This is a genomic window from Streptomyces sp. CLCI03 (assembly GCF_053615355.1).
The window spans coordinates 1,597,179-1,609,497 of the sequence record NZ_CM132132.1 but is presented as its reverse complement, the minus strand read 5'-3'; the positions used below and the strand labels follow the sequence as shown (position 1 = coordinate 1,609,497).

Here is a 12,319-nt window from a genome sequence, read left to right as displayed (position 1 = left end):
GGGGGCTGGGGCAGGTGCGACGGCAGGGGCCGGAAGGCGCCCTGGACGGCGCATCCGGGGTGCGTTAGCTTCCCGCGCCATGAGACTTCTGGAACTCGGAATCGGCATGTGCGCGGCAACCCTGGTCGTGGGAGTACTGGCCGCGCCCGCCCAGGCCGATGCGGCCCCGGCCACCGGCCCGGCCCCGTTGGCGCAGGACTTACGCGGCGCCGGCTGGGCCCTGAAGGACACCGGGAAGGGCGACGTACGCTTCCGCGGACTCGCGGCGGTCACCCGGACCACGGCCTGGGTGGCCGGTTCCAAGGGGACCGTGCTGCGCACCGTGGACGGCGGCCGCAGCTGGCGTGACGTCTCGCCACCCGGCGCGGTCGCGGAGGGCCTGGAGTTCCGCGACATCGAGGCCTTCGACGCACGGCGCGCCGTGGCCCTGTCCATCGGGGAGGGCGAGGCCTCCCGCGTCCTGCGCACCGAGGACGGCGGAGCCACCTGGACCGAGGCCTTCCGCAATCCCGACCCGCGCGCCTTCTACGACTGCCTCACTTTCTTCGACGCCCGCCACGGCCTGGCCATGAGCGATCCGGTGGACGGGAAGTTCCGCATCCTGGCCACCGACGACGGCGGCCGCACCTGGCGGGTCCTGTCGAACGGGGGCATGCCCGAGGCGCTGCCGGGCGAGGCGGGCTTCGCCGCGAGCGGCCAGTGCCTGGTGAGCTCCGGCCCGCGCGACGTGTGGCTGGCCACCGGCGGCGGGGCGCAGGCCCGGGTGCTGCACTCCGCGGACCGCGGCCTGACCTGGCGGGTCGCCGAATCCACCGTCCCGGCGGGCGATCCGGCGCGCGGGGTCTTCGCCCTCGCCTTCCGGGACCGTACGAGGGGACTCGCGGTCGGGGGTGACTACCGCACCGGGCAGGCCTCCCCGCGGGCCGCGGCCGTGTCCGCCGACGGGGGACGCACCTGGCGTCAGGCCGCGACACCACCGCCGGCCTATCGCTCGGGCGCGGCCTGGTTCCCGTACAGCCGGGGTACGGCGCTCGCGGTGGGGCCCACCGGCACCGATGTGACCACGGACGGGGGTCGCGGCTGGCGGCCCCTGGAGGCGGGTTCCTTCGACACGGTCGACTGCGCGCCGGACACCGGATGCTGGGCGGCGGGGGAGAAGGGACGCGTGGCGCGGCTGGAACGGCTCCGCTGATCAGCCGGCCGGCGCAGGCGGGGCCGGCGGGGCCGGCGCGGGCGAGGACGCGGGCGGCGTCGGGGTGGTGACGAGGTCCATGCCCGGGTAGCGCCCGGCGGTGAAGCCCGCGGCCCGGTAGACGGGCTCGCCGTCCGGGCTCGCGTGCAGCTGCACGTAGTGGATGTCGATTTCACCGAGCCAGGCGACCAACGCGTCGACGATCCGGCGGCCGTGACCCCGCCCACGGGCGGGCGCGTCGGTGACGATCCCGTCGAGGTAGCCGCGCCGGCCGTCGGTCCACAGCGGACCGGGCAGATGGTAGGTGACCCAGGCCATGCCGGTGGCGAGCAGCGGTTCGCCGGGGGCTCCGCCGACGACCAGGCAGCGTACGTCGGGGCGGTCGCCGACGCGTTCGAGGAACCAACTGCGGGCGACCTGTCGCCAGGCGGCCTCGGCGGGCCCGGGGTCGACCCCGAGGGCGTCGAGCGCGGCGGCGCGCAGGCGTATGAGCTCGGCGACATCGGCGGGAACGGCGAGGCGCGGCTGCATGAACACTCCGGTGGGTGAGGGCGGTCGAGGGGTTCTGGGGGGACGTCCGGTCGGTCGGGCCGGATCAGGGAGCGGAGTCCGGTGCGAGGGGTCCCCGGGCACGCCACGGCCGAAGGGAGCATCGCCAGACGGACCGTGGGGCTTGCGTGGAGCCCGGACGAACGGGACAACCTCGGGCCCGGGGGGGCTCCGGGGCATGGGAACGCCCGCGTGCCCGACCCGCACGGCACGCCACGGCAGCGGACGCCCCGGGTTCGACCGGCAGGATCCACGAATGACGGCCCAAGGGGCCGTTCCCGTTCCGGTGCGGACGTACTCATGTGTTCCGACACCTTGGTGCGGTGCGGGCGGGCCGTGCGACGACCCGGTGAACGCTGCAGGTCACCGCGCCGGGCGGGCTCGTCCGGCCCCTCCGCCTTGCGATGCTTCCCCTCGGCCCCGTGGGCCTGGGGAGACGCCATGGCACCGACCGCCCGGGCTCGACCGGCATCATCCGAGAGCGGGCCTACGTGACCGGGTTCTCCCGCACCGTCGACAGGTCCGCGGAGGTTTTCGTGGCGATGAACTCGGTGATGGTGTAGGCGCAGACACCCGCCACCGCGAAGGGGTCCTCGGCCGCGATCCGCTCGATCTCCGCCCGGGACACCCCACCGGCCAGGATCACGCCGCCGTCGCGCGGGACCTTGCGCCCCGACGCGAGGAACACGCCGGCGGCGTAGTAGCCGTCCAGCCAGGCGATGTGAGCATCCATCTGCTCTTCGACGGACTCAAGAGGGGCGGTGTAGCTGAGCTCCATGACGAACATGATCGCCAGGCTACCCTCGCTCCATCATGACGAGTGTGAAGACCCCCGCCGACGAGGCCGAGGCCCGGGCGATACAGGACGAACTACGCCATCAGGTCGTGCTCACCGAGCCCGGCCCGCCACCCGGCCGCGGCCTCGTCACGGGCGTGGACGTCGCCTACGACGACGACCGCGACCTGGTCGCCGCCGCGGCCGTGGTGCTCGACGCCGCCACCCTGGAGGTCGTCGAGGAGGCCACCGCCGTGGGGCACGTCAGCTTCCCCTACGTGCCGGGGCTGCTCGCCTTCCGCGAGCTGCCGACCGTACTGGCCGCCCTCGACTCCCTGAAGACCGGGCCCGGCCTCGTCGTCTGCGACGGCTACGGCCTCGCGCACCCCCGCGGCTTCGGCCTCGCCTGCCACCTCGGGGTGGTCACCGGACTCCCGACCATCGGCATCGCGAAGAACCCGTTCACCTTCACCTACGAGGAACCGGGCGCCCGGCGGGGCGACAGCGCCGCGCTCCTCGCGGCCGACCGGACCGAGGTCGGTCGGGCGCTGCGCACACAGGACGGGATCAAGCCGGTCTACGTGTCCGTCGGGCACCGGGTCTCGCTGGACAACGCCTGCGCGCACGCCTTGGCCCTGAGCCCGCGCTTCCGGATCCCCGAGACCACCCGCCACGCCGACTCCCTGTGCCGCCGGGCGCTGCGGGAGGCCTCCTGAGGCACCCGGTGCGGGTGCCGTGCCCCGGCCCGGCCTGACCGGCGACCGACCGGCCGTGCGTCAGCGGGCGTCCGCCACCCGGAAGGTGATCCCGGCCTTCTGGAGGCGGGCGATCAGGGCGTCGCCCATCGCCACGGCCGTCGTCAGCTGTCCGGCCACCTCCGGCAGGGCGTCGTGGGCCAGGCACAGCGCCGACTCGGCCAGCATCTTCGCCGTCTCCCCGTAACCGGGGTCGCCGCCCGCGACCTCCGTGAACACCCGCCGGCCGCCGCCCTCGCCCACGAACCGCACGGTGAACCAGCTGCGCGCGCGGCGCTCCGCGTCCGGCCCCTGGCCCGGCTCCCAGCGGTTCATCAGCCACCGCCGGGCCGGTGGCACCTGCGCCAGGGCCACCGTCGCGCCCAGCGCCGCCGTACCGCCCACCGCGACCGGCAGGTGCTTGACGGAGGCGTAGTGCCGGTAGCGGAAGTCCGGGCCGTAGCGCTCCAGCGCGGCCGCCGACCGGGCCACGATCCGCGGGTCCAGCGAGGGCAACGGCATCGCCCACGTCCCGGTCTCCCGGCTGAACCGCGGCACCCCCACCGGCCCGCGGGCCCGCCGCCCCAGCAGCCGGGGCTCGTGCAGCCGGCGCTCGCGCGCCGCGGCCAGGGTCTGGGGGCCGCGGCTCAGCGCGGTCAGCGCGGAGGCCAGGGTGCCGCCGGAGAAGAAGGCGTTGGACCGCATGAACCCGTCGACCGCCAGCGGGACCCCCCGCGGCAGCTGCCGGACCGTGAAGTACGCCCCGAGGTCGGCCGGGATCGAGTCGAAGCCACAGGCGTGCACGATCCGCGCCCCGGTCTCCCGGGCCCGTGCGTCGTGCTCGACGTACATGCGGTCCACGAACTCCGGCTCGCCCGTGAGGTCCACGTAGTCCGTGCCCGCCTCGGCGCAGGCGGCCACCAGTTCCGCCCCGTACCAGATGTACGGGCCCACGGTCGTGGCCAGCACCCGGGTGGACGCGGCCAGCTCCCGCACGGCCGCGGGGTCCTGGGCGTCGGCCCGCAGCAGCGGCAGCCGGGCGCACGCGGGGTCGATCGAGGCCAGCCGTTCGCGCAGCCGCTCCAGCTTCGCCGTGTTCCGGCCGGCCAGCGCCCACCGGCAGCCGGCGGGCGCGTGCGCGGCGAGGTACTCGGCGGTGAGCGCGCCCACGAACCCGGTGGCGCCGAACAGCACGACGTCGTAGGCGCGTTCCGGCCGGTCGTGCGGGACAGTTGCGTTCATGAACGGCTCCTCCCAGGGGGTTTCGGTGGCCGAGGCTAGCGTGATGCTCGGCCGCCGGTACGAGCGGGTACGCCGCGCCGGGCGGGCCGGGCCCGGCAAGATCCGAAAGGGACGGCCCGGACGCTCCGGGGCCGGGCCGTCACCCGGAGCCCCGCCCGGGGGCTTGTGTTCGATGGAACACGTTCCTAGCATCACTGGTGTTACATCAGTTGTGTCACATAGCCGCACACCACGCACACCATGCACACCAGAGCCGCTGGGGGCCCGATGGCAGTGACAGGGAACGGGAACCGGGACGCGAGCGGGCCCGGCCCGCTCGCCGGGGTGCGCGTCGTCGAACTGGCGGGCATCGGCCCCGGACCGTTCGCCGCCATGCTCCTCGCCGACCTGGGCGCCGACGTCGTACGGGTGGACCGGCCCGGTGGTGGCGGCCTCGCGGTCGATCCGGCCTACGACGTCACCAACCGCGGCAAACGCTCCGTCCTGCTCGACCTCAAGTCCGCCGACGGACCGGCCCGGGTCCTCGACCTGGTCGAGCGGGCCGACGTGCTCCTCGAAGGGTTCCGGCCGGGGGTCGCCGAGCGCCTCGGGGTCGGACCGGCCGAGTGCCACGCCCGCAATCCGAAGCTCGTCTACGGCCGGATGACCGGCTGGGGCCAGGACGGCCCGCTCGCCGAGAGAGCCGGGCACGACATCGCGTACATCGCCGTCACCGGCGCACTCGGCATGATCGGGAAGCCGGGGGAGCCGCCGGCCGTACCCGCCAACCTGGTCGGGGACTACGCGGGCGGCTCGCTCTACCTGGTCATCGGGGTCCTCGCCGCCCTGCACCACGCCCGCGCCACCGGCACCGGCCAGGTCGTCGACGCGGCCATCGTCGACGGCACCGCCCACCTCACCGCCATGATCCACGGAATGATGGCGGCGGGCGGCTGGCAGGACCGCCGCGGCGCCAACCTCCTCGACGGTGGCTGCCCCTTCTACGGCACCTACGAGACCTCCGACGGCGGGTACATGGCGGTCGGCGCGCTGGAGCAGCAGTTCTACGACGCCTTCGTGGAACTCCTCGGCATCGAGGACCAGGCCCCGGCCCGCAAGGACCTCGCCCGCTGGGGCGAGCTGCGGGAGGTCGTCGCCGCACGCTTCAGGACCCGTACGCGCGCCGAGTGGACGGCCGTGTTCGAGGGCAGCGACGCCTGTGTGGCGCCCGTGCTCTCGCTGCGCGAGGCCCCGGACCATCCGCACCTCGCCGCCCGCGGGACCTTCACCGACCTCGGCGGGATCGTTCAGCCCGCGCCCGCGCCTCGCTTCTCGACGACCCCGGGTGCCCTCACCACAGGACCGGCGCAGCCGGGTGCGCACACGGAGTCGGTCGCGGCCGACTGGGACGTACCGGCCCTGCTCGCGCAGCAGGAGGAGAACTGATGGAACTGTCCATGATGCTCGACTACGCCGCAGACCCGCGCCGGGCCGCCGACCAGGCCGCCGCGCTGGAGTCGGCCGGGCTCGACGCCGTATGGGTGGCCGAGGCCTGGGGCTTCGACTCCCCGACGATCATGGGCTACCTCGCCGCCCGCACCGAGCGGCTGCAGATCGGCTCGGCGATCCTCAACGTCTACTCGCGCACCCCCGGCCTCATCGCCCAGACCGCCGCCGGCCTGGACGCGCTCTCCGGCGGCCGGGCGTTGCTGGGTCTGGGTGCCTCCGGCCCGCAGGTCGTCGAGGGCTGGCACGGGATGCCGTACGACAAGCCGCTCGGCCGGACCCGGGAGACGGTCGAGCTGTGTCGGCGCATCTGGCGCCGCGAGACGATCGACCACCACGGCATCACCGACATGCCGCTGCCGCCCGAGAAGGGCGGCCGGCACGGCAAGCCGCTGAAGATCCTCACCCGCCCGGTCCGCCCCGCGATCCCCGTCTACATCGCCTCGCTCGGTCCCGCGAACGTGCGACTGACCGCCGAGATCGCGGACGGCTGGCTGCCCACGCTCTTCATCCCGGAGAAGGCCGCCGCGGTGTGGGGCGGCCCGCTCGCCGAGGGCGCCGCCAAGCGCTCGCCGGAGCTCGGCCCGCTGCGGACCGTCGCGGGCGGCCTGCTCGCCATCGGCGACGACGCGGCCGCCGCACGGGACCTCGCGCGCCCGCAGATCGCCCTGTACGTCGGCGGGATGGGCGCGGTCGGCAAGAACTTCTACAACGACCTGGCCGTCGCCTACGGGTACGAGGAAGAGGCCCGGCGGATCCAGGAGCTGTACCTCGCCGGACGCAAGCGCGACGCAGCCGCCGCCGTCCCGGACGAGTTCTGCGAGCTGATGACGCTGTGCGGGCCCGAGGGGTACGTGCGCGAGCGCGTCGAGGCCTTCCGCGAGGCGGGCGTCACCATGCTCAACGTCACACCGGTCGGCCCCGACCCGGCCAAGCTGATCGAAACCGTCAAGAGCTGGCTCTAGGGGGCCCCGATGCAACGCCGCATCTTCGACGCCGACCACGAGGCGTTCCGCGAGACCGTACGCACCTTCCTCAGCAAGGAGGTGCTGCCGCACTACGAACAATGGGAGAAGGACGGCATCGTCAGCCGCGAGGCCTGGCGGGCCGCGGGCCGCCAGGGGCTGCTGGGCCTTGCCGTCCCCGAGGAGTACGGCGGCGGTGGGAACACCGACTTCCGCTACGCCGCCGTGATCGCCGAGGAGTTCACCCGCGCGGGGGCCCCGGGGCTGGCCATCGGCCTGCACAACGACATCATCGGGCCCTACCTGACCTCGCTCGCCACCGAGGAGCAGAAGCGCCGCTGGCTGCCCGGCTTCTGCTCCGGCGAGACCATCACCGCCATCGCGATGACCGAGCCGGGCGCGGGCTCCGACCTCCAGGGGATCCGGACCACCGCCGAGGACCACGGCGACCACTGGGTGCTCAACGGCTCCAAGACCTTCATCTCCAACGGGATCCTCGCCGACCTGGTGATCGTGGTCGCCAAGACCACCCCCGAGGGCGGGGCGCACGGACTGTCGCTGCTGGTCGTCGAGCGTGGTGCGGAGGGCTTCGAGCGCGGCCGCAACCTCGACAAGATCGGCCAGAAGTCCCAGGACACCGCCGAGCTGTTCTTCGACGACGTACGCGTCCCGAAGGAGAACCTGCTCGGCGAGCTGAACGGCGCCTTCGTCCACCTGATGACCAATCTCGCGCAGGAGCGGATGGGCATCGCGATGGCCGGCATCGCCGCCGCCGAACACCTGCTGGAGATCACCACCCGGTACGTGAAGGAGCGCGAGGCCTTCGGCCGTCCGCTGGCCAAGCTGCAGCACATCCGGTTCGAGATAGCGGAGATGGCCACCGAGGTCGCCGTCACCCGGACCTTCCTCGACCGCTGCATCACCGACCACTCCAACGGCGAACTGGACCATGTGCACGCCTCGATGGCCAAGTGGTGGGCCACCGAACTGCAGAAGCGCGTCGCCGACCGCTGCCTGCAACTCCACGGCGGCTACGGCTACATGAGCGAGTACCCGGTCGCCCGAGCCTTCATCGACGGTCGTATCCAGACCATCTACGGCGGCACGACCGAGATCATGAAGGAGATCATCGGTCGTTCCCTGCTCGGCTGACCTCCCTCTTCCTTCCTCCCCCTGGACACCTCCGAAAGGCTTGACCAGTGAGCACCGAAGCTTACGTATACGACGCGATCCGCACCCCGCGCGGCCGCGGCAAGGCCAATGGCGCCCTGCACGGCACCAAGCCGATCGACCTGGTCGTCGGACTCATCGACGCCCTGCGCGAGCGCAACCCGGGCCTCGACCCCGGCACCATCGACGACATCGTGCTCGGCGTCGTCGGCCCGGTCGGCGACCAGGGCTCCGACATCGCCCGGATCGCGGCCATCGCCGCCGGCCTCCCGGACACCGTCGCCGGTGTACAGGAGAACCGCTTCTGCGCCTCCGGCCTGGAGGCCGTCAACCTGGCCGCCGCGAAGGTCCGCTCCGGCTGGGAGGACCTGGTCCTCGCGGGCGGCGTGGAGTCCATGTCCCGCGTCCCGATGGCCTCCGACGGCGGCGCCTGGTTCGCCGACCCGATGACCAACTGGGACACCGGCTTCGTCCCGCAGGGCATCGGCGCCGACCTGATCGCCACCATCGAGGGCTTCTCCCGGCGCGACGTCGACGAGTACGCGGCCCTCTCCCAGGAGCGTGCCGCCGCCGCCATCAAGGACGGCCGCTTCGCGAAGTCCGTGGTCCCGGTCACCGACCGCAACGGTCTGATCGTCCTGGACCACGACGAGTTCGTCCGCCCGGGGACCACCGCCGACACCCTCGCCAAGCTGAAGCCCTCCTTCGCCGACATCGGCGAGCTCGGCGGCTTCGACGCGGTCGCGCTGCAGAAGTACCACTGGGTCGAGAAGATCGACCACGTCCACCACGCCGGCAACTCCTCCGGCATCGTCGACGGCGCCTCCCTCGTCGCCATCGGTTCCCGCGAGGCGGGGGAGCGAAACGGCCTGACCCCGCGCGCCCGGATCGTCTCGGCGGCCGTCTCCGGCTCCGAGCCCACCATCATGCTCACCGGCCCCGCCCCCGCCACCCGCAAGGCCCTCGCCAAGGCCGGCCTGACCATCGACGACATCGACCTCGTCGAGATCAACGAGGCCTTCGCCGGTGTCGTCCTGTGCTTCGTCAAGGACATGGGCCTGTCCCTCGACAAGGTCAACGTCAACGGCGGCGCCATCGCGCTCGGCCACCCCCTCGGCGCCACCGGCGCGATGATCCTCGGCACGATCGTCGACGAGCTGGAGCGTCAGGACAAGCGCTACGGCCTCGTCACCCTCTGCGTCGGCGGCGGCATGGGCGTCGCCACCATCGTCGAACGCCTCTGATCCGTCCTGTTCTCCCTGCCCACCGGACCTTCCGAAACGAAAGCAGTGACCATGAGCGAGTCCACCACGATCCGCTGGGAACAGGACGAGACCGGCGTCGTCACCCTGATCCTCGACGACCCCGACCAGTCCGCCAACACGATGAACCAGGCCTTCAAGGACTCCATCGCGGCGATCGCCGACCGCGCCGAGGCCGAGAAGGACTCCATCCGCGGCATCATCTACACCTCCGCCAAGAAGACCTTCTTCGCGGGCGGCGACCTCAAGGACATGATCCGGCTCCGCCCCGAGCACGCGCAGATCGCCTTCGACACCGGCACCGAGATCAAGCGCTCCCTGCGCCGGATCGAGACCCTCGGCAAGCCCGTCGTCGCCGCCATCAACGGCGCGGCCCTCGGAGGCGGCTACGAGATCGCCCTCGCCTCCCACCACCGCGTCGCCCTCGACGCGCCCGGCTCCAAGATCGGCCTGCCCGAGGTCACCCTGGGCCTCCTCCCCGCCGGTGGCGGTGTCACCCGTACCGTGCGCCTGATGGGCATCGCCGACGCGCTGCTCAAGGTGCTGCTCCAGGGCACCCAGTACACCCCGCAGCGCGCCCTGGACAACGGCCTCGTGCACGAACTGGCCGCCACCCCCGAGGAGATGCTGACCAAGGCCCGCGCCTTCATCGACGCGCACCCCGAGTCGAAGCAGCCCTGGGACGTACCCGGCTACAAGATCCCGGGCGGTACACCGTCCAACCCGCGGTTCGCCGCCAACCTCCCGGCCTTCCCGGCCAACCTGAAGAAGCAGCTGAACGGGGCCCCGTACCCGGCGCCGCGCAACATCCTGGCCTGCGCCGTCGAGGGCTCCCAGGTGGACTTCGAGACCGCGCTGACCATCGAGGCCCGCTACTTCACCGAGCTGGTCACCGGCCAGACCGCCAAGAACATGATCCAGGCGTTCTTCTTCGACCTCCAGGCCGTCAACGCGGGCCGCAGCCGCCCGCAGGGCGTGGAGCCCCGCAAGGTCCGCAAGGTCGCCGTCCTCGGCGCCGGGATGATGGGCGCGGGCATCGCCTACTCCTGCGCCCGCGCGGGCATCGAGGTGGTCCTCAAGGACGTCTCGCTCGATGCCGCCACCAAGGGCAAGGCGTACTCCGAGAAGCTGCTCGACAAGGCGCTCTCCCGGGGCCGGACCACCGAGGCGGGGCGCACCGAGCTGCTCGCCCGGATCACCCCGACCGCCGACGTGGCCGACCTCGCGGGCTGCGACGCCGTCATCGAGGCCGTCTTCGAGGACACCTCCCTGAAGCACAAGGTGTTCCAGGAGATCCAGGACGTCATCGAGCCGGACGCGCTGCTGTGCTCGAACACCTCCACGCTGCCCATCACGGGCCTCGCGGAAGGCGTCGCGCGCCCGGTCGACTTCATCGGGCTGCACTTCTTCTCGCCCGTCGACAAGATGCCGCTCGTGGAGATCATCAAGGGGGAGCGGACCGGCGACGAGGCCATCGCCCGTGCCTTCGACCTGGTCCGCCAGATCAACAAGACGCCGATCGTGGTCAACGACTCGCGCGGCTTCTTCACCTCGCGCGTCATCGGCCAGTTCATCAACGAGGGCGTGGCGATGGTCGGCGAGGGTGCCGAGCCCGCGTCGATCGAACAGGCAGCCGCCCAGGCCGGTTACCCGGCCAAGGTCCTCTCCCTGATGGACGAGCTCACCCTCACCCTGCCGCGCAAGATCCGCAACGAGACCCGCAAGGCCTTCGAGGCCGAGGGCAAGGCGTGGACCGAGCACCCCGCCGACGCGGTCATCGACCGCATGGTGGACGAGTTCGAGCGTCCCGGCCGCAGCGGCGGAGCCGGCTTCTACGAGTACGACGAAGCCGGCAAGCGCGCCCGCATCTGGCCGGGCCTGCGCGAGCACTTCGCCAAGCCCGGGTACGAGATCCCGTTCGAGGACATGAAGGAGCGGATGCTCTTCGCCGAGGCCCTGGACACCGTCCGCTGCCTCGACGAGGGCGTCCTCACCTCGATCGCCGACGCCAACATCGGCTCCATCATGGGCATCGGCTTCCCGGCCTGGACGGGCGGCGTGATCCAGTACATCAACGGCTACGAGGGCGGCCTGCCCGGCTTCGTGGCCCGGGCCCGCGACCTCGCCGACACGTACGGCGAGCGCTTCACCCCGCCGGCCTCGCTGGTCGCGAAGGCCGAGCGCGGCGAGACCTACGCCGACTGATCCGGTGACAGCCTCGGGCCCGCCCCCCAGGGGCGGGCCCGAGGTGTTCCTCCGGTCAGTCCTCGGACACGGCCAGGTGGGCGAACAGCCCGTGCTGCCGGGTCCCGTCCGGGGCGGACCAGCCGGCCAGGACCCGTCGTCCCGCGCCGTCACCGGCGGGAGCGGGACGCAGTACCCGGCACACGGTCAGGGTCGACACGGGGCCCTCCTCCATCATCGGGCCCACGGTGACAAGGCTCGCGTCGGCGGTGTCCGTCACGGTCCCGGGGCCGGTCGGGCACCCCGGCACCCCGGCCCCCTCGGTCCGGACCTCGACCGTCGGGTCGGGGGTGTCGTTCTCGTTCTGGTCCTGGGCCGTCGTCCGGCCCGCGAGCAGGGCCAGCAACTGCTCGACCAGGACGGGGTCGTGGGCCCCGTCGTAGATCCAGCGACGGCCCAGCACGCCGTGCTCGGAGGTGCCGATCAGGCCGTCCTCTGCGCCCTTGAGCGGAGCGCCGCGGTAGGTCAGCGGGACCAGGTAGGTCACCGGATCGTTCCCGCCGGCGTCGGTGACCACCATGAACTCGATGCCCACCTCGCCCTCGGGGTCGTCGAGCCGGAATCCACCGGCCTTGGAGAGCTGAGGACCGCCCGAGCCACCCCGGTACCAGGGGCGCAAGGGCAGCCAGCCGGCGAGGAGTTCGAGCTTGCCGGGCGACATGGTCGTGCGATGGATGACTGCCATGATCGGCAACCTACCC

At 72.7% G+C, this 12,319-nt stretch carries 11 protein-coding genes; 7 read left to right on the top strand and 4 right to left on the bottom strand.

Features of this window, described 5'->3' with window-relative positions:
• Nucleotides 1–106 precede the first annotated feature (106 nt).
• Nucleotides 107–1,192 (top strand): WD40/YVTN/BNR-like repeat-containing protein, encoded by a 1,086-nt coding sequence (locus ACWG52_RS07365; protein ID WP_453129048.1) that lies wholly within the window; start codon nucleotides 107–109, stop codon nucleotides 1,190–1,192.
• Here the strand turns inward: ACWG52_RS07365 and ACWG52_RS07360 are convergent, their stop codons facing one another.
• Together ACWG52_RS07360 and ACWG52_RS07355 are read right to left on the bottom strand one after the other, a co-directional pair.
• Nucleotides 1,193–1,723, bottom strand: coding sequence for a GNAT family N-acetyltransferase (locus ACWG52_RS07360; RefSeq protein ID WP_389813448.1), 531 nt, complete (start codon nucleotides 1,721–1,723; stop codon nucleotides 1,193–1,195). It lies immediately after the preceding gene.
• Nucleotides 1,724–2,228: 505 nt separating this feature from the next.
• Nucleotides 2,229–2,528, bottom strand: coding sequence for a YciI family protein (locus ACWG52_RS07355; RefSeq protein ID WP_033220007.1), 300 nt, complete (start codon nucleotides 2,526–2,528; stop codon nucleotides 2,229–2,231).
• A gap of 26 nt (nucleotides 2,529–2,554) precedes the next feature.
• Between ACWG52_RS07355 and ACWG52_RS07350 the strand changes: the two genes are divergently transcribed.
• Nucleotides 2,555–3,232: an endonuclease V gene (locus tag ACWG52_RS07350; RefSeq protein WP_389813451.1), complete on the top strand. Its 678-nt coding sequence runs from the start codon at nucleotides 2,555–2,557 to the stop codon at nucleotides 3,230–3,232.
• A gap of 60 nt (nucleotides 3,233–3,292) precedes the next feature.
• Here the strand turns inward: ACWG52_RS07350 and ACWG52_RS07345 are convergent, their stop codons facing one another.
• Nucleotides 3,293–4,492, bottom strand: coding sequence for a saccharopine dehydrogenase family protein (locus ACWG52_RS07345; RefSeq protein WP_453128231.1), 1,200 nt, complete (start codon nucleotides 4,490–4,492; stop codon nucleotides 3,293–3,295).
• A 267-nt stretch (nucleotides 4,493–4,759) separates the two neighbouring features.
• On the opposite strand from ACWG52_RS07345, the gene ACWG52_RS07340 reads away from it, so the two are divergent.
• Genes ACWG52_RS07340 through ACWG52_RS07320 form a run of 5 tightly spaced genes read left to right on the top strand, consistent with a single transcriptional unit; the run spans nucleotide 4,760 to nucleotide 11,579 of the window.
• The gene (locus tag ACWG52_RS07340) at nucleotides 4,760–5,917 is read left to right on the top strand and encodes a CaiB/BaiF CoA transferase family protein (RefSeq protein WP_389813455.1); all 1,158 of its coding nucleotides are present in this window, start codon (nucleotides 4,760–4,762) and stop codon (nucleotides 5,915–5,917) included.
• Nucleotides 5,917–6,942 carry an LLM class F420-dependent oxidoreductase gene (locus ACWG52_RS07335; RefSeq protein ID WP_389813458.1) on the top strand — a complete coding sequence of 342 codons (1,026 nt, stop codon included), beginning with the start codon at nucleotides 5,917–5,919 and terminating at the stop codon, nucleotides 6,940–6,942. Before ACWG52_RS07340 ends, ACWG52_RS07335 begins: the two co-directional genes overlap by 1 nt.
• 9 nt (nucleotides 6,943–6,951) lie before the next feature.
• Entirely contained in the window at nucleotides 6,952–8,094 is a 1,143-nt protein-coding gene (locus ACWG52_RS07330) for an acyl-CoA dehydrogenase family protein (protein ID WP_389813461.1), read from the top strand.
• Between the two features lie 47 nt (nucleotides 8,095–8,141).
• Complete coding sequence (locus tag ACWG52_RS07325; RefSeq protein ID WP_390167770.1) at nucleotides 8,142–9,356, top strand: acetyl-CoA C-acetyltransferase; 1,215 nt, start codon at nucleotides 8,142–8,144, stop codon at nucleotides 9,354–9,356.
• Between the two features lie 51 nt (nucleotides 9,357–9,407).
• Entirely contained in the window at nucleotides 9,408–11,579 is a 2,172-nt protein-coding gene (locus ACWG52_RS07320; RefSeq protein ID WP_389813466.1) for a 3-hydroxyacyl-CoA dehydrogenase NAD-binding domain-containing protein, read from the top strand.
• A 55-nt stretch (nucleotides 11,580–11,634) separates the two neighbouring features.
• Here the strand turns inward: ACWG52_RS07320 and ACWG52_RS07315 are convergent, their stop codons facing one another.
• Nucleotides 11,635–12,303 carry a maltokinase N-terminal cap-like domain-containing protein gene (locus ACWG52_RS07315; protein WP_389813469.1) on the bottom strand — a complete coding sequence of 223 codons (669 nt, stop codon included), beginning with the start codon at nucleotides 12,301–12,303 and terminating at the stop codon, nucleotides 11,635–11,637.
• Between the last annotated feature and the right edge of the window lie 16 nt (nucleotides 12,304–12,319).

Bases quoted from the DNA above. Each gene is read 5' to 3' on its own strand.
- ACWG52_RS07320 (WP_389813466.1), top strand. From the start codon at position 9,408: ATGAGCGAGTCCACCACGATCCGCTGGGAACAGGACGAGACCGGCGTC.
- ACWG52_RS07315 (WP_389813469.1), bottom strand. From the start codon at position 12,303: ATGGCAGTCATCCATCGCACGACCATGTCGCCCGGCAAGCTCGAACTC.
- ACWG52_RS07355 (WP_033220007.1), bottom strand. From the start codon at position 2,528: ATGTTCGTCATGGAGCTCAGCTACACCGCCCCTCTTGAGTCCGTCGAA.
- ACWG52_RS07350 (WP_389813451.1), top strand. From the start codon at position 2,555: ATGACGAGTGTGAAGACCCCCGCCGACGAGGCCGAGGCCCGGGCGATA.
- ACWG52_RS07365 (WP_453129048.1), top strand. From the start codon at position 107: ATGTGCGCGGCAACCCTGGTCGTGGGAGTACTGGCCGCGCCCGCCCAG.
- ACWG52_RS07340 (WP_389813455.1), top strand. From the start codon at position 4,760: ATGGCAGTGACAGGGAACGGGAACCGGGACGCGAGCGGGCCCGGCCCG.
- ACWG52_RS07360 (WP_389813448.1), bottom strand. From the start codon at position 1,723: ATGCAGCCGCGCCTCGCCGTTCCCGCCGATGTCGCCGAGCTCATACGC.
- ACWG52_RS07330 (WP_389813461.1), top strand. From the start codon at position 6,952: ATGCAACGCCGCATCTTCGACGCCGACCACGAGGCGTTCCGCGAGACC.
- ACWG52_RS07345 (WP_453128231.1), bottom strand. From the start codon at position 4,492: ATGAACGCAACTGTCCCGCACGACCGGCCGGAACGCGCCTACGACGTC.
- ACWG52_RS07335 (WP_389813458.1), top strand. From the start codon at position 5,917: ATGGAACTGTCCATGATGCTCGACTACGCCGCAGACCCGCGCCGGGCC.